Origin of the sequence: Dactylosporangium sp. CA-092794 (assembly GCF_050948465.1) — a bacterium.
GTDB lineage: Bacteria > Actinomycetota > Actinomycetes > Mycobacteriales > Micromonosporaceae > Dactylosporangium.
This window is the reverse complement of record NZ_CP192044.1, coordinates 8,243,619-8,266,799: the sequence shown is the minus strand read 5'-3', so window position 1 is coordinate 8,266,799 and position 23,181 is coordinate 8,243,619. Positions and strand designations below refer to the sequence as shown.

At 70.4% G+C, this 23,181-nt stretch carries 22 protein-coding genes and 1 pseudogene; 18 read left to right on the top strand and 5 right to left on the bottom strand.

Annotation, left to right across the window (positions count from 1 at the left end; all coding sequences use genetic code 11):
* The first annotated feature begins 13 nt into the window (after positions 1-13).
* From ACQPXD_RS35385 to ACQPXD_RS35345, 9 genes are all read left to right on the top strand, one after another.
* Positions 14-2,590: an ATP-binding protein gene (locus ACQPXD_RS35385; RefSeq protein ID WP_432825720.1), complete on the top strand. Its 2,577-nt coding sequence runs from the start codon at positions 14-16 to the stop codon at positions 2,588-2,590.
* Positions 2,587-3,276, top strand: a complete 690-nt coding sequence (locus tag ACQPXD_RS35380) for a response regulator (RefSeq protein WP_432825718.1) — start codon at positions 2,587-2,589, stop codon at positions 3,274-3,276. The genes ACQPXD_RS35385 and ACQPXD_RS35380 overlap by 4 nt, the downstream gene beginning before the upstream one ends.
* Positions 3,277-3,424: 148 nt before the next feature.
* Positions 3,425-4,747 carry a diaminopimelate decarboxylase family protein gene (locus ACQPXD_RS35375; protein ID WP_432825716.1) on the top strand — a complete coding sequence of 441 codons (1,323 nt, stop codon included), beginning with the start codon at positions 3,425-3,427 and terminating at the stop codon, positions 4,745-4,747.
* 139 nt (positions 4,748-4,886) lie between these two features.
* Entirely contained in the window at positions 4,887-6,326 is a 1,440-nt protein-coding gene (locus tag ACQPXD_RS35370; protein WP_432825714.1) for a hypothetical protein, read from the top strand.
* A 46-nt stretch (positions 6,327-6,372) separates the two neighbouring features.
* Entirely contained in the window at positions 6,373-8,550 is a 2,178-nt protein-coding gene (locus tag ACQPXD_RS35365; protein ID WP_432825712.1) for a tetratricopeptide repeat protein, read from the top strand.
* 77 nt (positions 8,551-8,627) lie between these two features.
* Positions 8,628-9,134 carry a toxin-antitoxin system HicB family antitoxin gene (locus tag ACQPXD_RS35360; protein WP_432825710.1) on the top strand — a complete coding sequence of 169 codons (507 nt, stop codon included), beginning with the start codon at positions 8,628-8,630 and terminating at the stop codon, positions 9,132-9,134.
* 108 nt (positions 9,135-9,242) lie between these two features.
* Complete coding sequence (locus ACQPXD_RS35355) at positions 9,243-10,106, top strand: DUF4097 family beta strand repeat-containing protein (protein ID WP_432825708.1); 864 nt, start codon at positions 9,243-9,245, stop codon at positions 10,104-10,106.
* Positions 10,103-10,906, top strand: coding sequence for an ABC transporter ATP-binding protein (locus ACQPXD_RS35350; protein WP_432825706.1), 804 nt, complete (start codon positions 10,103-10,105; stop codon positions 10,904-10,906). Before ACQPXD_RS35355 ends, ACQPXD_RS35350 begins: the two co-directional genes overlap by 4 nt.
* A gap of 9 nt (positions 10,907-10,915) precedes the next feature.
* Positions 10,916-11,677 carry an ABC transporter permease gene (locus ACQPXD_RS35345; RefSeq protein ID WP_432825704.1) on the top strand — a complete coding sequence of 254 codons (762 nt, stop codon included), beginning with the start codon at positions 10,916-10,918 and terminating at the stop codon, positions 11,675-11,677.
* 129 nt (positions 11,678-11,806) lie between these two features.
* Here ACQPXD_RS35345 and ACQPXD_RS35340 read toward each other — a convergent pair.
* Positions 11,807-12,090, bottom strand: a pseudogene (locus ACQPXD_RS35340) (DDE-type integrase/transposase/recombinase); the annotation flags it as partial.
* Positions 12,091-12,114: 24 nt separating this feature from the next.
* Positions 12,115-12,522 (bottom strand): hypothetical protein, encoded by a 408-nt coding sequence (locus ACQPXD_RS35335; RefSeq protein WP_432825702.1) that lies wholly within the window; start codon positions 12,520-12,522, stop codon positions 12,115-12,117.
* A 407-nt stretch (positions 12,523-12,929) separates the two neighbouring features.
* Here ACQPXD_RS35335 and ACQPXD_RS35330 point away from each other — a divergent pair, with 407 nt between their 5' ends.
* Genes ACQPXD_RS35330 through ACQPXD_RS35320 form a run of 3 tightly spaced genes read left to right on the top strand, consistent with a single transcriptional unit; the run spans position 12,930 to position 15,940 of the window.
* Positions 12,930-13,541 carry a DUF6879 family protein gene (locus tag ACQPXD_RS35330; protein WP_432825700.1) on the top strand — a complete coding sequence of 204 codons (612 nt, stop codon included), beginning with the start codon at positions 12,930-12,932 and terminating at the stop codon, positions 13,539-13,541.
* 29 nt (positions 13,542-13,570) lie between these two features.
* On the top strand, positions 13,571-14,689 hold the full coding sequence (locus ACQPXD_RS35325) for an NB-ARC domain-containing protein (protein ID WP_432825698.1): 1,119 nt from the start codon (positions 13,571-13,573) through the stop codon (positions 14,687-14,689).
* Between the two features lie 60 nt (positions 14,690-14,749).
* Complete coding sequence (locus ACQPXD_RS35320; RefSeq protein WP_432825696.1) at positions 14,750-15,940, top strand: tetratricopeptide repeat protein; 1,191 nt, start codon at positions 14,750-14,752, stop codon at positions 15,938-15,940.
* On the opposite strand, the gene ACQPXD_RS35315 is transcribed toward ACQPXD_RS35320, so the two are convergent.
* Positions 15,915-16,781 carry a methionyl-tRNA formyltransferase gene (locus tag ACQPXD_RS35315; RefSeq protein WP_432825694.1) on the bottom strand — a complete coding sequence of 289 codons (867 nt, stop codon included), beginning with the start codon at positions 16,779-16,781 and terminating at the stop codon, positions 15,915-15,917. The two genes, ACQPXD_RS35320 and ACQPXD_RS35315, sit on opposite strands and share 26 nt — an antisense overlap.
* Positions 16,782-17,004: 223 nt before the next feature.
* On the opposite strand from ACQPXD_RS35315, the gene ACQPXD_RS35310 reads away from it, so the two are divergent.
* Positions 17,005-17,238, top strand: a complete 234-nt coding sequence (locus tag ACQPXD_RS35310; RefSeq protein WP_432825692.1) for an RICIN domain-containing protein — start codon at positions 17,005-17,007, stop codon at positions 17,236-17,238.
* Positions 17,239-17,295: 57 nt separating this feature from the next.
* Here the strand turns inward: ACQPXD_RS35310 and ACQPXD_RS35305 are convergent, their stop codons facing one another.
* Positions 17,296-17,721, bottom strand: a complete 426-nt coding sequence (locus ACQPXD_RS35305; protein ID WP_432825690.1) for a hypothetical protein — start codon at positions 17,719-17,721, stop codon at positions 17,296-17,298.
* A 242-nt stretch (positions 17,722-17,963) separates the two neighbouring features.
* Between ACQPXD_RS35305 and ACQPXD_RS35300 the strand changes: the two genes are divergently transcribed.
* The 4 genes from ACQPXD_RS35300 (at position 17,964) to ACQPXD_RS35285 (ending at position 21,608) form a co-directional block, all read left to right on the top strand.
* Complete coding sequence (locus ACQPXD_RS35300) at positions 17,964-18,452, top strand: winged helix-turn-helix domain-containing protein (protein WP_432825688.1); 489 nt, start codon at positions 17,964-17,966, stop codon at positions 18,450-18,452.
* Positions 18,434-19,039 carry a transposase gene (locus tag ACQPXD_RS35295; protein WP_432825686.1) on the top strand — a complete coding sequence of 202 codons (606 nt, stop codon included), beginning with the start codon at positions 18,434-18,436 and terminating at the stop codon, positions 19,037-19,039. The genes ACQPXD_RS35300 and ACQPXD_RS35295 overlap by 19 nt, the downstream gene beginning before the upstream one ends.
* Positions 19,040-20,344: 1,305 nt before the next feature.
* Positions 20,345-20,665 (top strand): hypothetical protein, encoded by a 321-nt coding sequence (locus ACQPXD_RS35290; RefSeq protein ID WP_432825684.1) that lies wholly within the window; start codon positions 20,345-20,347, stop codon positions 20,663-20,665.
* A gap of 145 nt (positions 20,666-20,810) precedes the next feature.
* Positions 20,811-21,608: a DUF4241 domain-containing protein gene (locus ACQPXD_RS35285; protein ID WP_432825682.1), complete on the top strand. Its 798-nt coding sequence runs from the start codon at positions 20,811-20,813 to the stop codon at positions 21,606-21,608.
* A gap of 64 nt (positions 21,609-21,672) precedes the next feature.
* Here the strand turns inward: ACQPXD_RS35285 and ACQPXD_RS35280 are convergent, their stop codons facing one another.
* Positions 21,673-22,188 (bottom strand): Imm21 family immunity protein, encoded by a 516-nt coding sequence (locus ACQPXD_RS35280; protein WP_432825680.1) that lies wholly within the window; start codon positions 22,186-22,188, stop codon positions 21,673-21,675.
* 238 nt (positions 22,189-22,426) lie between these two features.
* Between ACQPXD_RS35280 and ACQPXD_RS35275 the strand changes: the two genes are divergently transcribed.
* Positions 22,427-23,104, top strand: coding sequence for a hypothetical protein (locus ACQPXD_RS35275; protein WP_432825678.1), 678 nt, complete (start codon positions 22,427-22,429; stop codon positions 23,102-23,104).
* Positions 23,105-23,181 lie beyond the last annotated feature (77 nt).

Below are 23,181 nucleotides of genomic sequence, written 5' to 3'. Positions count from 1 at the left end.
CGATGGAGCACGGATGACTCGAGGACAGTTGCGGGTGTACCTGGGCGCGGCGCCCGGCGTCGGCAAGACCTACAAGATGCTGGAGGAGGGCCGGCGGCGGCTGGAGCGCGGCACCGACGTCGTCGTCGGGTTCGTCGAGACCCACGACCGGCCGTTCACCGAGGCGATGCTCGACGGCCTCGAGGTCGTGCCCCGCAAGGCGGTCCAATATCGGGGCAGCGACTTCACCGAGCTGGACCTCGACGCGATCCTCGCCCGCCGCCCCGAGGTGGCCCTCGTCGACGAACTGGCGCACACCAATGTGCCCGGCGGTGGCCACGTCAAGCGCTGGCAGGACGTCGACGCGTTGCTCGACGCCGGCATCGACGTGCTCACCACGGTCAACGTGCAGCACCTGGAGTCGCTCAACGACGTGGTCGAGCGCATCACGGGGGTACCGCAGCGTGAGACCGTCCCGGATGCTGTGGTGCGTCGCGCCGAGCAGATCGAGCTGGTCGACATGACCCCGGAGGCCCTGCGCCGCCGCATGGCGCACGGCAACATCTACAAACCCGAGAAGATCGACGCCGCCCTCGGAAACTACTTCCGGGTCGGCAACCTCACCGCCCTGCGCGAGCTGGCCCTGCTCTGGCTCGCCGACAAGGTCGACGAGCAGCTCGACCGCTACCGCGCCGACCACGGCATCGACAAGACCTGGGAGGCCCGCGAACGGGTCGTCGTGGCGCTGACCGGCGGCCCGGAGGGCGACACGCTCATCCGCCGCGCCGCCCGGGTCGCCGCCCGCACCAAGGGCGCCGACCTCCTCGCCGTCCACGTCGTGCGCGGCGACGGCCTGGCCGGCGCCGACCCGGCCAACCTCACCCGCCAGCGGCTCCTGGTCGAGTCCCTCGGCGGCACCTACCACCAGGTCCTCGGCAGCGACGTACCGCACGCCCTGCTCGACTTCGCCCGCGGCGTCAACGCCACCCAGCTCGTGCTCGGCGCCAGCCGCCGCAACCGTCTCGCCCAGATCCTCTCGCCCGGCGTCGGGGTCACCACCACGGCCGCGTCCGGCTCCATCGACGTGCACCTCGTCACGCACGAACAGGCCCGCCGGTTCTCGTGGCGCGCCCGCCAGCCCGGCGGTCTGGGCCTGCGCCGCCGCCTGGCCGGGCTGGCGCTGGCCGTGGCCGGGCTGCCGCTGCTGACCCTCGCGTTGGACGCGCTGCGCCCGGAGATGGCGCTGCCCAGCGACATCCTCGCCTACCTGGTCCTCGCCGTCGCCGCCGCGCTCGTGGGCGGGCTGCTACCGGCACTGCTGTGCGCGATCGGCGGGTTTCTCCTGCTCAACTGGTACTTCACCCCGCCGCTGTACCAATTCACCGTCGCCGAGCGGGAGAACGTGTTCGCCCTCGTCGCGTTCGTGTTCGTCGCCGTCGCCGTCGCGACCGTGGTCGACGGCGCCGCCCGCCGCGCCCGCGACGCCGCCCGCGCCTCGGCTGAGGCGCAGACCCTGGCCACCCTCGCCGGCAGCGTCCTGCACGGCGACAACCCCCTCGACGCCCTCCTCGAACGCGTCCGCGAATCGTTCGGCCTCGCCTGCGTCACCCTGCTGGAACGGCGCTCCGAGCACGACCCCTGGCAGATCGCCGCCTCCGTCGGCGGCCCGCCGTGCACCTCGCCCGGCGAGGGCGAGTCCGAGGTCCCCATCGACGACAACGCCGCGCTGGTGCTGAGCGGCCACCCGCTGCTGGCCGCCGACCGGCGGCTGGTCGAGGCGTTCGCCGCGCACGCCGCCATCGCCCTGCGCCAGCAGCGCCTCGGCCGGCAGGCCGCCGCCGCGCAGACCCTCGAAGAGGTCGACCGGCTGCGCACCGCCCTGCTCTCCGCGGTCAGCCACGACCTGCGCACCCCCCTCGCCGCCGCCAAGGCCGCCGTCGGCAGCCTGCGCAGCCCCGACGTCGCCTTCTCGCCCGAGGACACCGGGGAACTGCTGGCCACCGCCGAGGAGTCGCTGGACAAGCTCACCCGGCTGGTGGAAAACCTGCTCGACATGTCCCGGCTGCAGGCCGGCGCCCTGGCCCTCACGCTGCAGCCGGTCAGCGTGGCCGAGGCGGTGCCGCGGGCCGTCGACGACCTCGGCCCGGCCGCCGCCGGCGTGCGCATCAACCTCCCCGACGACCTGCCCGAGGTGTACGCCGACCCGGCCCTGCTCGAACGCGTCCTGGTCAACGTGCTGGCCAACGCCGTGCGGTACAGCCCGCCGGACCGCCCGCCGCTGATCGGCATCAGCGAACACGCCGGCCTCGTCGACATCCGCATCATCGATCACGGCCCCGGCATCCCGGCCGCCGACCGGGAGCGGGTCTTCCAGCCCTTCCAGCGCCTCGGCGACCGCGACAACGCCACCGGCGTCGGCCTCGGCCTGGCCCTGTCCCGTGGTCTGGCCGAGGCGATGGGCGGCACCCTGCAGCCCGAGCACACCCCGGGCGGCGGCCTCACCATGACCCTGACCCTGCCCAGCGCCGAAGGCGCCGGGGCGGCCCCGGTCGATCCCGCGCTGCTGGCACACCTGGACCTGCGGCGCACCGGAAAGGCGGAGCCGGTATGACCCGCACGCGCATCCTCATCGTCGACGACGAGCCGCAGCTGCTGCGTGCGCTGCGGATCAACCTGCAGGCCCGCCAGTACGACGTCGTCACGGCCGGCGACGGCACCAGCGCCCTGCGCGCCGCCGCCGACCAGCACCCCGACGTGGTCGTGCTCGACCTCGGCCTGCCCGACATCGACGGCATCGACGTCCTGCGCGCCCTGCGCGCCTGGACACCCGTACCCGTCCTGGTGCTCTCCGGCCGGCTCGGCAGCATCGAGAAGGTGGCCGCGCTGGACGCCGGCGCCGACGACTACGTCACCAAGCCGTTCAGCGTCGACGAGCTGCTCGCCCGGCTCCGCGCCGTCACCCGCCGCCGCGCCGAGCCCGAGTCGGCCTCCACGGTGCGCATCGGCGACTACGAGGTCGACCTCACCGACCGCGACGTGCGCCGCATCGACGACCCCACCCAGCGGCAGCACCTCACCCGCACCGAATGGAAGCTGCTCGAACTCCTGGTCCGCAACCCCGGCCGGCTGGTCGGCCACCGGGAGCTGCTGCAGCACGTGTGGGGCCCGACGTATGGCGAGGAGAGCCACTACCTGCGCCAGTACATGGGCCAGCTGCGGCGTAAGCTCGAAGCCGACCCGTCGCGCCCGCGGCACCTGCTGACCGAACCGGCCATGGGTTACCGCTTCCAGCCGTGAGCGTCGCCGAGGCGACCCCGGCCGCGACGGATCCGCTTCCCGCTGGGCGAAGAGGCAGGCGGTGCCAAGATGCTCAGCTCCCTTTCTTGCGTAGAGATTGCGTCAGGACACCTTGGCGGGCCGCCGCGGCGGTGCCAGCGTGGGACGCATGACGCTCACCGAAATCCTGCCCACGCTGCGGTCCTCGTTGCCCGCGCACCTCGATCCCGGGGTGTGGCCGCTGACGGCCGGCTGGGGCGACGGCGGCGACCTGCGTGTCGGCGGTGCCGGCCTGGCCGCGCTTGCCGCCGAGCACGGCACGCCCACCTACGTCGTCGACGAGGCCGATGTCCGTGACCGCTGCCGCGCCTACGCCGCCGCGTTCGGCCCGGGCGGCGCCGCGTACACCGGCAAGGCGCTGCTGAGCATCGACGTGGCCCGCTGGGTCGCCGCCGAGGGCCTCGGGCTCTACGCCGGCTCGGCCGGCGAGATCCGCGTCGCCGCCCTGGCCGGCTTCGACATGAGCCGGGTGGTGCTCTACGGCAGCGCGAAGACCCCCGAGGACCTCGACGCCGCCTACGCCGCCGGCGTCGGCACCATCGTCGTGGAGTCGCTGGGCGAGATCACCCGGCTCGCCGCCACCGCGCCCGCCGGCCAGCGCGTGCTGCTGCGAGTTCTGGCCGGGCCGGAGCCCGCCGGCGGCCACGACCGCCGGTTCGGGCTGCGCGTCGCCGGCGGGGAGGCGGCCGCCGCGGTCGCCCGGATCGCGGGCCAGCCCGGGCTGCGCCTCGCCGGGTTCGACTGCTCGCTCGGCCATCAGATCAACCGCTTCAGCCTGTACGAGCGGGAGATCGGCCGGCTGTGCGAGTTCGCCGCCGCGATGCGCCGCGCGCACGGCGCCGGGCCGGAGCGGCTCAACCTCGGTGGCGGGCACGCCGTCGCGTACCGCCCGGCCGAGCTCGACCTGGCCCTGGACGCGTTCGCCACCCGGATGCGCGCCGTGCTGCACCTGGAGGCCGACCGGCACGGCATGCCCGCGCCCCGGCTGACCGTCTCGCCCGGCCGGGCGGTGGTGGCCCGGGCCGGCGTCACCGTGTACCGGGTCCTCGCGGTGACCCGGACCCAGCGCGGCGACCGGCTCGTCGCCGTCGACGGCGGCATGTCCGACTGCCCGGCCACCGCGCTGTGCGGCAGCCGGCACAGCGCTGTGCTCATCGGCCGCACCGGCCGCGCGGTCGCGGGCCCGGCGGTCGTCGTCGGCCGGCACAACGACCCCGACGACGTGATCGTCCCCGACGCGGAACTGCCCGCCGACGTGCGCCCCGGCGACCTGCTCGCCGTCGCCGGCACCGGCGCCTACCACCACGCCCGGGCCACGAACTTCCACCTCGTCGGCCGCCCCGCCCTGCTGGCCGCCGCCGGCGGCCGGGCCCGGGTCCTGGTCCGCCGCGAGTCCCTCGACGACCTGCTCGCGCGTGACCTGGGACGGTGACATCCAGGCGGTCGTGCTCGGCAACCCGCGGAAGCGGTGAGCCGGGCATCCGCGGCCGCGTGGTTTTTTCGTCAAGACCGCTACCGGCGGCGGCACCGGCGTGCCCATCATCGGGACGTCGATCCGGGGAGAGGATGTCGTGGCACTGCAGACCGCTCAGGTGCGGCGGGCGTCGCCGGTGGGCGGGCGCCTGCGCGAGACCGGCACCGCGACCCGGATCCGGGTGCTGGCGGGTGTCGCCGCGGCGCTCGCCGTCGCGCTGGCAGTCATGCTGACCGTCGAGGCGGGACAGGAGCGGGCGGGGCTGCGGGCGATCGGCCACGAGGCCGCGCCCGAGGTGGTCGCCACCGCCGACCTGTACTTCGCGCTGAACGACATGGACGCCCAGCTCGCCAACGTGCTGCTGGTCGGCGACGACATGACGCTGGGGTTCACCCGGGCCCAGGCCCTCGACCTCTACCAGCAGCGCCGCGGCCAGGTCAGCCGTGACCTGCAGCAGGCCGCCGCGGCCGCCACCGACCCGGCCACGGCGCAGCGCGTCCGCGACCTGCTCGACGCCCTCGGCCGCTACGAGACCCTCGTCGCGCGCACGCTCCTGCTCGACGAGCAGTCCCCGCACCCGGCGGGCGCCCCGCCGGCCGCCGCCCTGGCGCAGTACCGGCTGGCGACCGCACAGCTCGCCGGCGAGCTGCTGCCCGCCGCCCGCGACCTCACCGACCGGCACGCCGCGGCCCTGGAGCGCACCTACGAGGCCGAGCACGACCGGGAGCTGGCCGTGCGCGTGTGGCTGATCGGGCTCGGCGTGCTCCTGCTGGCCGCGCTGGTGAGTTTGCAGGTGTACCTGGCCCGCCGGTTTCGCCGGGCCCTCAGCGCGCCGCTGCTGGCCGCGACGGCCGTGGCCATCGCGCTCGCTGCCGGCGGCGCGGCGCTCACCGCCGGCTCCGCCGAGCACCTGCGTGGCGCCAAGCGGGACGCCTTCGACTCGATCCTGGTGCTGGAGCGCGCCCGGGCGGTCAGCTACGACGCCAATGCCGACGAGAGCCGTTATCTGGTCGACCCCGAGCGCGCCGGGCAGTACGAGACCGCGTTCCTGGACAAGACCCGGCAGCTGGTCGCCCTGGACGGTGCGACCCTGGACACCTTCGACGGCCGCCTCGACGCGGCGCTTGCCGCCTACCGGCGCGACCACGCCGCGGTCGGCTGGCAGGGGTACTTCGGCACCGAGTTCCGCAACATCACCTTCGCCGGCGAGCGGGAAGCCGCCGAGACGGCCCTGACCCGCTACCAGACCTACCAGCTCGACGACCGGCGCATCCGCCAGCTCATCCACGACGGCGACCGCCGGGGCGCCATCGCGTTGTGCACCAGCTACCGCCCGGGCGACTCGAACTACGCCTTCGACCAGTACGACCAGGCGCTCGTCGCACTCACCGGCATCAACCAGCGGGCGTTCGACGACCACATCGCCGCCGCCGAGCGCAGCCTGTCCGGCTCGGCGTACCTGCCCGCGGCGGCCGCCGCCGTCGTCCTCACGCTGCTGGTGCTCGGGCTGCGCCGCCGGCTGGGGGAGTACCGATGATGGGCGCCTACCAGGCGGCGCTGGCGAACCTGATCGAGGAGCGGCGATGAGTCCCTGCCGCCGGGCGGGCTGCACCGGCACGTACGCCGCGGACGGCTACTGCGACGAGTGCGGTCACAAGGCCGCAGCCATCACGGATTCCGGCACCGGTGCCGGCCTCGGCGGCCCGAGCATCGGGCGGACCAGTGGCCGCACGCGGGGCCGCGGCGGGCTCGGCGCCGACCTCGTCGAGCTCGCGCCGGTGCCGTTGCGCGACCCGGCGACCGCGATCCTGCCCGATCCGCAGGTGCCCGAGGCGCAGCGGTTCTGCGCGCGCTGCGGCGCACCGGTCGGCCGGGGCCGGGACGGGCGGCCCGGCCGCGCCGAGGGGTTCTGCAGCAACGACCGGGTGCCCTACTCGTTCGTGCCCCGGCTGCGCCCCGGCGAGGTCGTCGACGGCCGGTACCAGATCCTCGGCGCCCTGGCGCACGGCGGCCTGGGCTGGATCCACCTGGCCCGGGACCGCAAGGTCAGCGAGGCCGGCGCCGACCGCTGGGTGGTGCTCAAGGGCCTCATCGACACCGGGGACCCGGACGCGGTGGCCGCCGCGGTCGCCGAGCGGCGGTTCCTGGTCACGGTCGACCACCCGAACATCGTCAAGATCTACGACTTCGCGCAGCACGCCGACCCGGCCACCGGCGACACGACCGGCTACATCGTGATGGAGTACGTCGGCGGCCAGTCGCTCAAGCAGCTGGCCCTGGCCGGCGCCGGCCCGGACGGCCGCCGGGTCCCGCTGCCGCTGCCCCAGGTGCTCGCCTACGGCCTGGAGGTCCTGCCCGCGCTCGGTTACCTGCACGAGCGCGGCCTGCTGTACTGCGATTTCAAGCCCGACAACGTCATCCACGCCGAGGAGCAGCTCAAGCTCATCGACCTCGGCGCGGTGCGGGCGATCGGCGACGACGTCTCCGCGCTCTACGGCACACCCGGCTACCAGGCCCCCGAACTGGCCGCCGTCGGCGCGTCGGTCGCCTCGGACCTGTACACGGTCGGGCGGACCCTGGCCGTGCTGAGCTTCGAGTTCGACGGCTTCTCCACCCGCTACGCCGACCGCCTGCCCGACCCGGCCGCCGTGCCGCTGCTGACCCGCGAGGAGTCGTACCACCGCTTCCTGCGCCGGGCCACCGACCCGGAGCCGCACCGCCGGTTCGCCTCGGCGGCCGACATGGCCGAGCAACTGCTCGGGGTGCTCCGCGAGGTGCTCGCCGCCGCCGACGGCACGCCGCGCCCGGGCGGTTCGGCCCGGTTCACCGGCGAGCGCGACGCGTTCGGCACCACCGCCGACCCGCTCGACGGCGCCGCCGTGGCCGCCGCGTTGCCGGTGCCGCTCGGCGACCCCGCCGATCCGGCCGCAGGGTTCCTCGCCGCGCTGACCACCGCGGACCCGCAGGCCGCCGTCGCCGCCTTGGGCGCCGCGCCCGTGCGGAGCGTCGAGGTGCGGCTGCAGCTCGTCCGGGCGCTGCTCGCCGCCGGCGACCCGGCCGCCGCGCTGCGGCAGTTGCAGGGCACGGCCCTGGACGGCGACGACTGGCGGCACGACTGGCACGCCGGGCTCATCGCCCTCGCCGGCGGGCGACCGGCCGAGGCCCGGGCGCATTTCGACGCGGTGTCCGACGCGCTGCCCGGCGAGCCGGCCGCCCGGCTGGCGCTCGCCGCGGCCTGCGAGCTGGCCGGCGACGCCCCGGCGGCCGGGCGCCGCTACGAGCGGGTCTGGCGGGTCGACCACGCCTTCGTCAGCGCCGCGTTCGGGCTGGCCCGCGTCCGGCTCGGCGCCGCCGACCGGGCCGGCGCCGTGCGGGCCCTCGACGAGGTCCCCGCGACGTCCAGCCGGCACGTCGCCGCGCAGATCGCCGCCGTGCACGCCCTGCTCGACACCGAGCCGGGCGCGCTGAGCGAGGCCGCGTTCGTCGACGCGTCGGCGCGGCTGGAGCGGTTGCAGCTGGACGCCCGGCGCCAGGCGTTGCTCGCGGTGGAGATGTTCAGCGGAGCACTGCGCTGGCTCGGCCAGGCCGGGGCTTTGGTACCGTCCGCCGGCCGGGTGCTCGGCCACGGCCTCACCGAGCGCGAGCTGCGCATCGGCCTGGAGCGCACCTACCGGGCCCTGGCGGTGCTGGAACCGCGGAAGGCGGCCCGGCACGCGCTGGTGGACCGCGCGAACACGGTACGGCCGTGGACGTTGTGGTGACCGCCGCCGGCCCGCAGTGGTGTCATGTGGTGTCACGAGTCGTTGCGATGACACCATGATGGTGCTAGCTTGGTGTCATGGACCTCGACCGGTACGTCTCCGAACTCCAGGCGCAGCTGGCTGCGGCGGCCGAGCACAGTGACGCGGCCGCGCGGGCCGTCGCCGAGCAGCTCAGTGCCGCCCTCGACGCTGCGGTGCGGCTGACGCTGCTGGGGGTCGTGAGCGACGTGGCCAGCGAGATTACGCGGGAGATCGCGCCGGGGTCGGTCGATGTCGTGCTGCGGGGGCGTGATCCGCACCTGGTGGTGTCTCGCCCCGAGGCGGCGGCGACGGATGCGGATGGTCCGTCCACGCTCGAGGTCGCGGTGCCGGCCGAGCCGCTCGACGACACGGTGACCTCTCGGACCACGCTGCGGCTGCCGGACCGGCTCAAGGCCCGGGTCGAGCAGGCGGCGGCCGAGGAAGGGGTCTCGGTGAACTCGTGGTTCGTCCGCGCGATCGCCGCCGCCCTGGAACCCAACGTCCGTCGCGCCCCGCGACGCGAGACCAAGCAAGGAGACAGCTTTACCGGCTGGGCCCGCTAGTCCCTGTCTGTCCGGCCTCGGCGCCGCTTGCGGAGCCGAACCAGCAAGCAATTGCGTCGTCCCGTCGCGAGGCGGGACTGATCCGGCACGCCCATGTGGAGGTCAGTCATGCCCAGTTACGACGTTTCCGGTCCGATCGACCTGGACGTCTCGGTCGGTGTCGCGTTCGTCGACATCGTCGCTTCGGATCGGCCCGATGCCGTCGTCGAGGTCGTGCCGAGCAAGCCCGGCCGCAGCGGCGACGAGTCGCTCGCCCGCGAGTCCACGGTCTCGTTCGACGGCGGCCGGGTGCGGGTCAAGGTCCCGCGTCGGCTCAACCTGTTCAGCAAGGGCGACTCCGTCGACGTCCGCTGTGCAGTCCCGACCGGGTCTCGGGTCACGATCGAGAACGCCTATGGGTCGGTGCGGGCCCGCGGGGTGCTCGGGGACGCGCGCATCGTGGCCAAGTACGGCGGCGTCACCGCCGACACCGTCGCCGATCTCGTCCTCGAGGCGCCGTACGGCAGCACCGATATCGCCGAGGTGACCGGCCGGCTCGACGTCACCGCCGGCCATGGTGTGGTGCGCATCGCCGAGGTGCACGGCGATGCTCGGCTGCGCGCTTCCCACGGGAGCATGGAGCTGGGTACCGCCGCCGGCGACGTGGAGGTCGCCACGTCCGGGGCGCTCACCATCGACCGGGCCCTCGGCGACGTGACCGCGCGCAGCGCCCACGGACCCATCCGCGTCCGGGAAGTCAGCGGCGGGACGATCCGGCTCGACAACGGCCACGCCGACGTCGACGTCGGCGTCCCGACCGGCATCGCGGCCTGGATCGACGCCAGCTCGGCCCACGGCCGGGTCCGCAACGAACTCACCCCCGACCCGGCAGCCGCCGGCAGCGACCGCTCGGTCGAACTTCACCTGCACGCGAACTACGGCAACGTCATCATCCGCCGCATCGGTACTCCTCGAAGGGAAGCCTCGAAATGATCCCCGATCAGGTCCAAGGGCCCGCGATCCAGGTGCGGGACCTGCAGAAGTCGTACGACAAGCTGCATGTACTGCGCGGCGTGGACTTCGACGTGGCGCGGGGCAGCATCTTCGCCCTGCTCGGCTCGAACGGGGCGGGGAAGAGCACGGTCGTGAAGATCCTGTCCACACTGCTCAAGGCCGACGCGGGGACCGCCCGCGTGCACGGGTTCGACGTCGCCAAGCAGGCGGCGAACGTGCGGGAGTCCATCAGCCTCACCGGACAGTTCGCCGCCGTCGACGAAATCCTGACCGGGCGGGAGAACCTCATGCTCGTCGCCCAGCTGCGGCACCTCAAGGGTGCGGGCAAGATCGTGGACGACCTGCTTGCGCGCTTCTCGCTGACCGACGCGGCCGCGCGGAAGGTGTCGACCTACTCGGGTGGCATGCGCCGCCGCCTCGACATCGCGATGAGCCTGGTCGGGAATCCGCCGGTCATCTTCCTCGACGAACCGACGACCGGGCTCGACCCCCAGGGCCGCATCGAGGTGTGGCAGTCGGTCAAGGAGCTTGCCGGTCGGGGTACCACGGTGCTGCTCACCACCCAGTACCTCGACGAGGCCGAACAGCTCGCCGACCGGATCGCGATCCTCCACGAAGGACGGATCATCGTCAACGGCACCCTCAGCGACCTCAAGCGGCTCCTCCCGCCCGCCAAGGTCGAATACGTCGAGCAGCAGCCCACCCTCGAAGACGTCTTCCTCACCCTCGTCGGCGCCGGCGCGAACCGCGACGCCCGCAACGTCGGCACGGACAAGTAAGGAACAACGATGACCAAGCATTTCCTCGGCGACACCGCCGTCCTGACGCGACGCTCCCTGCGCCACATCACTCGCAGCCTGGACACCATCATCACCACCACGATCATGCCGATCGCGTTCATGCTGCTGTTCGTGTACGTCTTCGGCGGCGCGATCAACTCCGGGTCGGACTCGTACGTGAACTACCTGCTACCCGGCATCCTGCTCATCACGGTCGCCTCCGGCATCTCCTACACCGCGTTCCGGCTCTTCCTGGACATGAAGAGCGGTATCTTCGAGCGATTCCAGTCCATGCCGATCACGCGGTCGTCCGTGCTGTGGGCCCATGTGCTGACCTCGCTGGTGGCCAACCTCATCTCGGTCGTGGTCGTCGTGCTCGTCGCCCTCCTCATGGGCTTCCGCTCGGGGGCCGGCGTGCCGGCCTGGCTGGCCGTCGCCGGCATCCTCATGCTGTTCACGCTGGCGCTGACCTGGATCGCCGTCGTCCCCGGCCTGTCCGCGAAGTCCGTTGACGGCGCGAGCGCGTTCTCCTACCCGCTCATCTTCCTGCCGTTCATCAGCTCGGCATTCGTGCCTACCGCCACCATGCCCGGCCCGGTGCGCGCCTTCGCCGACTACCAGCCGGTCACGTCGATCGTCAACGCGATCCGCGCCCTGTTCACCCAGCAGCCGGTCAGCAACGACATCTGGATCGCCCTCGCCTGGTGTGTCGGCATCCTCATCATCGCGTACGCCTTCGCCATGAGCATCTACCGCCGAAAGATCTCCTAGCCCTTCAGCCGGGACCTTCCGAACTCACGGTGTCCTCATGATGGTCATCCCGCCGCGAGGCAGGGCAGGCCGATCACCTCACGGAAGCGGTCAAGCAGCGCGGCTGTCGCTCGAGATTTGCTGAGGCCCCGAGCTGAGCTGGGATCTGTGGTCGGAGTGGAAGACCGCGCCGGGCTGGACCAGGCCGCGTCGGTGGTCCAGTTCGACCGCGTCGCAGACGAGGTCGGCGCGCATGTGCCCGGCCATCGCGTGCCCGACGACTTCGCGGTTGAACAGGTCGATCACGGTACCAGGTACAGCCAGCCCTCGGCGGTGGGCAGGTAGGTGATGTCCCCGACCAGCCGTTGCCCCGGCGCCGCAGCGGTGAAGTCCCGCCTGATCAGGTCCGGCGCCGGCGTGGCGGTGGCGGTCGGCTCCGCGTCGGAGATTGACCGGCTTCACGACTCGTTTCGGCTGGCAGTGCCGAAGGAGATACCGCCTTGGACGTCGCGGGCCTGCACCACGTTGCCGTCGACTGTGCCGGAGATGCTGTTGATGACGGCGCCGTCGCTGGCGTTGATGTGCGGTGAGAGGTCTTGCCAGAGGTTCCGCAACTCCGCCTCGAACGTGGGGTCGTCCGCGATGGCCTGTGCCAACGCCTCGCGAAGGGCTTCGATTCGCGAGGCGCCGGCCGGGTCGGCTTCGGCGTCGCCGAGCGCGGCTTGCGCGGATGCAAGCCCTTCGAATCTGCTGCGGACCAGCCGTGCGAGGGCCTGGAACGCGGCTCGGCCACCCGCTGCGAGCCCTTCGGCGGCCTTGGTCGCCAAGGTGACCGCGATCGCGGTCAACACCTGCTGATCGATCACCGTGACTCCCGCCGCACGCGCGTTTGTGTACTGGCTCGCTTAGCTATCATAGATACATGCCTATGTAAAGAATGCTTGCTTGTTGTCTATTCGTCATGCTAGCGTCATTATGGGTTACTTTGATCTCGGCTCCAGGAGGCGGGTTGGTGACGAGAAAATGGGAAGCAGATTCCTCTGCGTCATTTCTCCGGCGTATGGGGAAGTCGTCTCATGAACTCGGGCAGAGTCTGGCAATTCGAGTTGCCCGGACATCTGGGAACTCGACAACGGTGACGTCGCGGTCATCGGATCAGATCTGACCGCATCATATGTGGGCAGGCTGCCGGAGGGCGTGAGCGTCGATCCGGGCGAGCGGCTGGTGATCATCCCACGGAAGACCATCCTCGCGGCGAAGGCGGACATCCCCGATGCGTGACCCGCTCGGCGGCGCCGGCGGCGAGCGGATGGAGCTGGACGTCTACTACACCGATTTCGAGAAGCACTTCTGGACCATCACCGAGTTGGGCTTCTGGAAGCTGGAACGCCAACAGTTCTTCAAAGAGCCCGGATACGACAGCTGGGAAGCATTTGCGAAAGGCGACTGGAACGAATCGTTGCGCCTGCTTGAAGCCGGCCGCGCCGACATGGCCGACTACCACCGCCGAGTCGAGGAGCAAGGCTTCGTCGCACGACGGGTGCGGGTCGTCGACGAGCCGATCACCCCGTATCTGCAATGGGAGCTACACGCCCTGCGGATCCGTGATCAATGCGGCGGCAGCGTGCGGATCGTCAGCCCGGACCAGGTCGCCGAGTTTGAGCACGACGCCCCGCTTCCCGAGATCTACACCCTCGGCGCCACCGTGATGTACCAGGCGATCTACGACGACGATGGGGTGCTTGAGTCCGTGCGCCGGTTCGTCGACCGTGACCGCATCGTGCGCTGCCAGCGGTTCATTCAGGACCTGTACGAGGCCGGGCAACCCCTGCAACCGTTCTTCGACAGCCACGTCGCGACGCTGCTGCCGCCTCGTCAGCCGTAACGGCCGCCGAGTCTGACCGGGACAGGGCGATGCCGATCGACGAGCCCGACAACCGTCACGTCAATCGCCTGGAGACGTCTGGTTCCGGCGATGTGGTCCAGGCGCGTGATGTCCACGGTGGCGTGCACTTCCACCGTTCGGAAGCCGCCTTCGGGGTAGCACCGTCGCAGCTTCCTGGTGACGTGCGAGGGTTCGTCAACCGCGACACCGAGTTGGAGACCCTCACCAGCGTGGCCGCCGAACTCCGCGACGTCCCGCTCGCTGCGGCTGTTGTCGTCGTCACCGGTACTGCCGGGGTGGGGAAGACCTCGTTGGCGCTGCACTGGGCACATAGCGTCCGCGATAGCTTCCCCGACGGCCAGTTGTACGTGAACCTGCGCGGCTACGACCCCGGTCAGCCCGCCGTTCCGGAGCAGGTTCTCGACCGGTTCCTCCGTGACCTCGGCGTTCCCGCCACGGCGATCCCGGTCGACCTGGGCGACCGGGCGTCGCTGTACCGGTCACTGCTGGCCACCCGCCGGATGTTGGTCGTCCTGGACAACGCCGCGACCGCCGGTCAGGTCCGGCCGCTGCTGCCGGGTACCGCCGGCTGCCTCGTTGTGGTGACCAGCCGGAGCCGGTTGTCCGGACTGGTCGCACGCGACGGCGCGTTTCGGCTCGGCCTGGACATCCTGCTGGAGGACGATGCCGTTGCGTTGCTGGATGCTGTGTCCGCCCGGTACCGAAGGCACGACCAACGCCACGAACTGGTCGAGCTGGCCAGGCTCTGTGCCTGCCTACCATTGGCGCTGCGCATCGCCGCCGAGCGTGCCGCAAGCCGGCCGATGATGCGGCTTGAGGAGCTGATCGCCGACCTGCGCGACGAATCGGCCCTGTGGGACGCCCTGACCGCCGAAAGCGACGATGACGCCGACGCTGTCCGCACCGTGTTCGCCTGGTCCTACCGGGCCCTGCCGGAACCGGCGGCCCGGCTGTTCCGGCTCCTCGGCCTGCACCCCGGCAACGAGTTCGGCCTCCCCGCCGCCGCGGCCCTCGCCGGGATCAGCATCTCGCACGCCCGCCAGCAACTGGATGTTCTGGCCGGCGCGCATTTGCTGGAACAACGTGCACCCGGCCGGTACGAGTTCCACGACCTGCTCCGTGCCTAGGCCGTCGACCAGGTCCGTCACATCGAAACCCGCGAAGTCCAGATCGAAGTCCTGCGCCGGATGCTCGGGTGGTACCTGCACACCGCCGACGCGGCTTCGGCCCGCATCGCCCCGTTCGATCGGTACGAGCTGACCGAGCCGGTCCCCGTCGACGTGGTTGCGCTCGCGTTCGACAGCTACGAGACCGCATATCGGTGGTACCAAATCGAAAGCGCCAACCTCGTCGGCGCGACCCGCGCCGCAGCCGAGACCGGCCTGCACGCGACCGCATGGCGGCTCGCCGCCGTCCTGCGCGGCATCTATATGCACCACAACGCCTTCGGCGACTGGCTCACCACCGGAACGATCGGAGTGGACTCTGCCGAACGAGACGGTGACCGGGCCGGTCAGGCGGAAGCCTTGGAGAGTCTGGGCAGGGCGTACTTCCAATCTCGGCGGCTCGACGAGGCGGAGACCAATCTCCGTGAGGCGCGGGCCATCCGGCAAAGCCTCGGCGACCGATTCGCAGAAGCCGTCACCCTCAACGTGCTGGGCCTGATCGGCCTGCGCCGCCGCCGACTCGACGATGCCAAGTCACTCTTCGAACAAGCCAGCGCCATCTTCCATGACCTCGGCGAACGACGCTGGGAAGCCCTCATACGAAGCAACCTCGCCGAAACGCTGTGCGAGGTGCAGCAACCGCGCGCGGCTTCCGACATCCTGACCGAGGCGTTGGTCGTGTTCCGGGAACTCGGGGACCGCGCCAGCGAAGGCAACGCGCTGTTCCACCTCAGCTGGGCACAGCGGGAACTCGGTGCTATTGCCGGCGCCCGTGCCTCCATCGACCAGGCGCTGCGCATCGCCGAGGACGAGGAGAACCGGGTGTGGGAGGCGCACTGGCTCGTCGAACTCGGCGCGGTGCAACGCGCCGCCGGGCAACCCGCCGATGCACTGGTCTCCTATCAACGAGCCGCCTCCATCCAGCGGCAACTCGGCGATCACAGCCGGGAAGCGTTCGCGCTCGACGGTGCGGGCCAGGCGTACGAAGCAATGGGCCGGGCCGAGGATGCAGCGGATTTCTATCGCATGGCCGCCGGCATACACCGTGACCTGGGCGACCGGTGGCACCTGGCGGAGGCGCTACACCATCTTGGCCGCACAGCCGACAACACGAGTCCATCGCAGGAGGCCCTCAATCTGCTTGCCGACTTCGCCGATCCCCGGGCAGCCGCTTTGCGCCAGCACCTCACTGCGGTTCTGGGCCGCCAGTAGCGGAAGCCGACTCCACGATCCAGATCGGCGCATCCGCACAATCGACCCGGATGCCCTCCGTCGGTGCCAACCGGGTGCGGAACACCTTCAACCTCTGCTTGCCGACCTGGGCGACTGGTGCGTGGTCGCGGCCCATAAACGCGAACATCCGCACCTGGTTGTGCACCTCTCGTGCTGGCCGCGACCAATCCACCACGGAGAACTCCGGCTCGATGAACCCCGCCGAAGGCGCCTCAACATCGTCCTGTGGGGTACCGAGAACCTGCCGCACCACCATGTCCAGCGCTGTGGTGAGCAACTCGGCGAGGACGGGGCGGATCCGCGGCCACAGCAGCTGCGGGGCGACATCCTCGTCGAGCGGTATCCCGCCGCGCTGGGCCAGGACCGGACCCGTGTCGAACCGCTCGTCCATGCGGTGAATCGTCAGCCCGATCTCCGTGTCGCCGTTGCGGATCGCCCAAAGCACCGGCGCCGGACCCCGATACTTGGGCAGCAGGGACATGTGGACATTCACCACACCGAACCTGGGCGTGTCGAGCACGGAGGCCGGAAGCTTCCAGTTGAAGCCGTACACCACCAGCAGGTCCAGGCGGTAGCCGGCCAGCGCCGCCGCCAGGCCCTCGCCGGAGCCCGGCAGCAGGAGATCCATACCGCGCGGCAGCGCCTCAGCGATCCGACCGATCGCCACAGCGGCATGCGCGTCCGTGCTGCTGTTCGGCTTCATCGAACGGCAACACACATACGCGACGGGGACGTGCCCCGCTTCCACACACGTTGTGTGCAGTACGGCAAACTCGTCAGCGCCGAACGTCGCGAGCGCGACACGCATTCTGACTGCCACCTTCGTGATGATACCGGCGGCCCACGCACTCAGATCGCAGGGCGCTTCCGACGCCCTTCAGTAGAACGTGCATGCCAGGGGCAAGGGTCAACGGCGACCTTCTCGTGCAGGTACGCAGCGAGAGAGACGGTGGCGAGCCGACCACATCTGCGGACGGCATTCTATCGACTCGCCTCGGGTGCGGTCCAACGGCTGGCTAGCTCCTGCCGCAGCCAAGAGTCATGTGGGCGCCACGAAGGGGGCGCTCTCGGCTACGCAGCTTGCGAAGCGGGCCGAGTTCGCCACGCGCAGAGGATTGACGGCGGGCACGCTGGATGGGCCTTGGCACATCGTCAACGGGAATAGCGGCAAGTGCCTGACCATCTTCTATGCCAGCTCCGCCGACAATGCCAATGCGGTCCAATTCACCTGCGACTACTCCTCCCCCTACAACGGGGACTGGGCCTTCACGTACTGACGCGCCGGAGGTAACCGCGGCGAGCGCCGTGGGCTACCTCGACCCGACACGGCCGTTTCAAGATCGAATATCGTCGAGCTTCCCGTTTGAGGTACCACTTGATGTTGCCGGTGCGGCCGGCCAACGGGCCGGCCGCAAATCGACCGTCGATGGCAGCCGCGGACGCCGAGGTCTCCAGCTGCAGTGCGGCGCGGGTCCGCTGGATCGCTTCGTCATCGACGTCGAGGCGCAGCCGAAGGTGGCGGCGGCGCGTTGGTCAAGTTCGAGGGCGAGGTCGTGGTCGTGGTCGTGGTCGACGAGGGTCCAGGCATTGACCGGCCAGGTGGCGGCCGTGCCAGCGCTGTTGATCACCTCGTCGACCCGTCCGGCGTAGCGCAGCCGGATCAACATGACGTAAACGCCCGCGGCGGACAGGATCAGCGTGTGCTCGTCGTCGGTCTGCCGGACGTCGGCTCGGTCGACGCGCAGCGTGGTGCCGTCCACGCCTGGACCGTACCTGTATCCGGGCCGCTCATGCGATGGAAATACAACGCCCGACGCGCAGCGAATGCGGCATGAGCGTGCGCCATTTGACATTCTTCGTCGATGGTCGGGGCGGTGGTTGCGGCGGGGTTCTGGGAGAATCAATGAATGGCGCAGCTACTGAGGCCGAAGTGTCGAGGTGAGTCGATGTCGGTCCGGCGTGTCGGCGTGACCCGGGCCTGGCGGGGATCTATACCAGGAGTGTGAGGTACGCCGATGGTGGCGGGCTGAACGCGAAGGGCCGGGCCCGCCGTGAGCTGGTGCGGATGCAGGCCGCGGACCTGTTCGAGGAGCAGGTACCGGCCGGGCGGGTCGCCGCGGTGCTGCGGGTGTCGGCCAAGTCGGCCTATCAGTGGCAGCAGACCTGGCGCCGTGACGGACGGGACGGGTTGCGGTCCCGGGGTCCCAGCGGTGGCCGGTGCCGGCTGGATGCGGTACGGCTGGCCCGGTTGCGGGCTGAGTTGAAGCGGGGTCCGGCTGCGCACGGCTGGGTCGAGGATCAGCGGTGGACGCTGCCGCGGATCGCGGTGCTGATCGGCCGGCTGTTCCATGTGCGCTACACCGAGCGGGGCGTGTCGTATCTGCTGCACCGGATGGGTTGGTCGCCGCAGGTGCCGGTGCATCGGGCGGTGGAGCGGGACGAGGCGGCGGCCGTGGCGTGGCGGGAGGAGACGTGGCCGCGCCTCAGATGACGGCCCGCGCGCTCGGGGCGTGGGTGTGTTTCGAGGACGAGGCCGGGCAGTCGTTGCGGCCGCCGAAGGCCCGTACCTGGTCGCGGCGCGGGGACACGCCGGCGGTGCCGGTGTCGGGGAAGGGGTCGGGCCGGGTGTCGATGGCCGGGCTGATCGCTACCCGGCCGGGGCTGCGGACGCGGCTGTTCTTCCGCATTCACGTGTATCGCGGCCGGAAGCGTGAGCCGAAGGGCCTGGGCGAGGCCGACTACATGCGGCTGCTGACCGCGGTCCACGCCCAGTTGCGGGCACCGTTGATCGTCGTGTGGGACAACATCAATCACCATGTCAGCGCGGTGATGCGGGCGTTCGTGCAGGCCCACGACTGGCTGACCGTGGTCCAGCTGCCCGCGTACACGCCGGAACTGAACCCGGCCGAGGGCGTGTGGTCGCATCTCAAACGCGGGCTGGGCAACCTCGCCGCCTGCAGTACCGGCCAACTCGCCGCACTCGTGCGGACCCGGCTCAAGCGCATGCAGTACCGGGCCGGCCTCCTCGACGCCTTCATCGCCGAAACGGGCCTCGCCTTGGAACCCCAACCACCGTGATCACCCCGACAGTTCAGCGTCGGTACAGCTTTTTACCAGGAGCGAATTGGCTGCCATGCGCGACCGGACCAGGTCGCGCCGCTATTGCCCGGCAAAAGAACAATTCCGCCGGGAACACGAACGGCACCGGGCCTGGGGGCTGGCCAGACGTCACGCCGACAAGCTCCGCCGTATCCACGGCACCACTTCACCGGCGACCACCGTCGAGGATCGGCGGGACGACACGGCGCCCGAGACGGCGCCCGTTCCGGCCCCGGAAACAACTACTGAACAGGCCGGACCTCGCGCGCGTGACACCAGTCCGGACCGCCACACCACCGTGCCGGACCAGACGCCTGGCGCCGATCGACCCAGTCCGGTCCGCCGGCCCCGGTGCACACCCGGCCCGCCGCGCTGGCCCGCCACGGCGGCAACGAGCGGACCTGTAGGCAGCGGCACATCGCACCCGCCGACGCGTCAACGCCGTCGCTGCGAAAGGTCAGGCGCGAAACGCTCCAGCCATTATCCGAACGAGCCGCCGGCGCCATTCTTGCGAACGTTTTCACAACGACGCTGCACGCGCGGTCATCGGCAAAGCCGCGCACTTGATCAAGGGGTGCGTCGGCTTCGCGGCGGCAGCCGGGCGCACGAGATCTGCGGGCGGCACGCCAGTTCGGTGTTTGCCGTTCTGCCTCGGTTGTCCCGACGCTGGCCGGGGTTCCGGGAAGTTCTGGCGCCATACCTCGTGCCGGTGGTGGTTCTGGGTGCTGTACGAGGCTTGGGCTGAGGGGGGTGCGGTGATCGTCGTCGCTTCGAGGACAACGAGCTGGCACGCCGACGGAGGGCACTGTGCTTGGCGCAGGTGCGATCCATCTTCGGTAGCCGAAACGCGCCCCCGAGCGCACGTTGTGGCAGAGGCAAATTAGCAGGTCAGAGGTGTCGCCGGAGATGCAGTGCGCAGGTCTCGGTCCGGGGCGGGTCTCCCAGAGCGTGGGAAACGACCGTGAGTAGCGGTGATACCGATGTCGTGATCATCGACGGTTGCCGGCCGGTGCCGCCACCCGAATAGTGGCAAGCGGTTCGAGCCGTCCCGCATCGGCGATGCCGGAACGGCTCGAACCCGGCGGAGCCCAACCGGCATGCGAACTAAGGATCACGGTGAACGGCGGTGGCGGCGCCGAGTCGGTCAGGCGTGGTTGGTGCACAGGTGGGCGGGCCGTGGGCGCGCATCAGATGACCCGCATATCAGGCAGATGAGTGCGCCGGCATCGACTTAGCAGACCTTCGGGTTAGGGCGGAGTTTTCGGACGATGTCATGCTGGCGCCATGCGCCTTCGACCGCGTTTCACGTTCCCCACCAACGATTGGTCATCCGTCGACCGCACCGGCGGACCGCTGGACGGCATCCTCGACGAACTGCGTTACCGGCGCCGCGACCTCTGGGTGGAACGACTCCAAACGATCCAGCCGAGTGACGACAACAACGTCTATTTCATCGGCACCACCGACCTCCGTCATGTCGTCCAGATCGACACAGGCCCACACGGACAACCGCCGTTCATCATCGAGGCCGACGACAGAGTCCACACCTCAGAACCCGCAGGCGCCCTCGATGCGATCGAGGCAAGACTCGGTCCACCCCAATAGCAGCTGTCGGTGTCGTCGCGCACGGCGGCGCCGTCCCCGTGCGCGATGGCCGGCCCCGCCGCCGTCAGCAATGACGAGCAACCGCACATCGGCACGAGCATGGGTCAACGCTTGGGGCTAAGCCCGTCCGAGCGGTGCACGCAGCGTGACGGTCGCCGGGGAGGAGTCCCGCTCGGTACAGCCACCGCCTCGGCTGCCGATTCCAGACTTCCGCCGATGGCAGGACGTACTGGGTCTCGCCGAGGACGCGCCCGTTGAGATTGTCGACGCGGTCCGGCATCCGCTGCCGGTACGTACCGCAACTTGCCCGCCATGGCGGCCGCCCCGGCCATTGCAGCCGGACGGCATCGAGGTCATGTTCACCCCCGGTGCACAGGTCGAGTGCTACGACCGGAAGCTTCGTCAGTCGGTCCACACCGCCGGGCAACTGCGCCTGCCTTCCGGCGGTCTGATCGCCGCTGATCCCTCCTCGTTGGACCTCGGCACCAAGCCGTTCAGCGTCACCGTGCCGCCCGGGTCGTATCCGGTCTCGGTCAGCCTCGCGACTTTCGTCGACGACCCCCGTCACAGCCGGGTCACCGCCGCCCGCCTCGAGGTCGCCGACCGACCGGCTGTGCGATGGGCGCTTGCGCTGCGCGACGGCCAGGAACCACTCGACCTGGGCTACCGGGAGTTCTTCGGCTTCGGCGTGGACGCCGGCATGGCCTGCTTCGTCGACGCGGACTCCATCGACCGGATGAAGGACGTCTGGCGTACTCTCGGCGGCCTGGTCGAGCCGCGCTACCGCACGATCGGCTCGGGAGACATGGTCGCCTGGTCCAGCGGCTGGGGCGACGGCGCCTATCCCACCTGGATCGGCTACGACACCAAGGGTGCCGTGACCTGCTTCGTCGCGGACATGCTGCTGTTTTCCACCGACGACGAGGACGAGGACGGTATGTAGCACTCGGGTTGCGGCAGATCCGGATGTCTGATCACGCCGGTGTTCGACCAAGGCCAGCGCGTGTTCATGACATCGGTTGAAGCTGAACCAGGATCATCCAGTTGTCACCGTCGGCGCGGTATGTCGCACGGACCCGATATGTGCCCGGATGCAGATCGATCACGAGGTGGTTGTCGACCTCCAGTTCTGATCCGGGCCATGCGGGATCGAACAGCACGACCGGCCCGTCCACGAGCCAGCACACATCTTCATCGGCGTCCCACTCCACGCCATCGCGAACCGCTCGGCGCGCAGCGCTCACCAGTTCGTCTTCCGCGTACGCCGCCGCCCACCGCAGGACCAGCCGCTCCGACGGTAGGTACGTCGTCGTCGGCTCGTCGCCCAGCACGAGCGCCTGTCGTGCACCGATGGCAACCACGCCGATGTACCCGTCGATCGCGCACGCCCGGCCGTAGTCGCCCCAGTCCTCCAGGGGTCCATCCGTGCTGTCGGCCCCGGTCCACAGCGACAGGGACGCCTGTGGTGCGACAAGCAGCGGTCCGCCGGCCGACGATACCCACGTGTACTCCAACCACTCCACCTCCCATGCCGATCCTGCCAGGACGAGAGGGCGCACGACCGTCCGCCGACCCCGCGGGACGTACCCAACGCCAAAGCACTGGCCGGAGAGTGCGGTCAACAACCTTGCGCGATCGGTCAGTAAAAATGGCCGCGAGCGCCGCTCGATGACAGAGGCAGATGCGGATGCCTTGAGTCTCAGCTGCCTGTTGTGTTGGCGGCGATCCCGTGGGTGCGCAGGGTCAGCGTAGAGTCGCCCGGTGACCGTGTACGACGTCGCTGTGAAGTTGCCACCGATCAACGTGCTGCGTGAGCGCTGCAAAGCTCTCGCGGTGCTGGAACGCATCATCGACCGTGGCGAGCCGTACTATGCCTACACCACGCAGTGGGGTGACGCCGAGGCGGCGCTGATGAGCAACGGCGGCGGCGACGAATGGGCCGTCGTGTTCACCGCGCAGGGCGCCTTCATCCGAGTGTTTGACCACGAGTCCCCAATGACGCCGTACCGCGACCCGGACCATGAACTGTGGCCCGGTTTGCTCGACGGCATCCCCCCGATGTTCCGTCCCCAGGTCGAGGAGCCGGCGTTCGGCGACGAGGAGGGACAGTTCTTCGCCACCGCGGTGCTCTGGCGGGGCGCCGGCGACGATCGCTGGCACGCCGGAGAAAGCATTGTCTTCCCGCTGTCACGTGGACCGTACGACACGGACACCGATGGGTCCGGCATGCTTGCAATCCTGCTGGACGACATCGTCGACCGATTTGTCGAGTTCGCCGCCGACTACTACGAGATCGAGATCGACCGTGCGGCGGTCGAGCACATCGTCGCGCATCGCGGGCTCACCGAGACCGTCGTGCAGGCGCTGAATTCCAGCGCGACGGTCGCGGAGTTGCGCAACGATGTGGGCATGATTGGATACCCGGTCCAGACCGCGTGACGGTGGGCGCCAGTCTCGAATCACCGCTCCTGCGGAAAGTGCGTAGGTGACGAAACTCCGGCAGGCGGCGCGCTCGA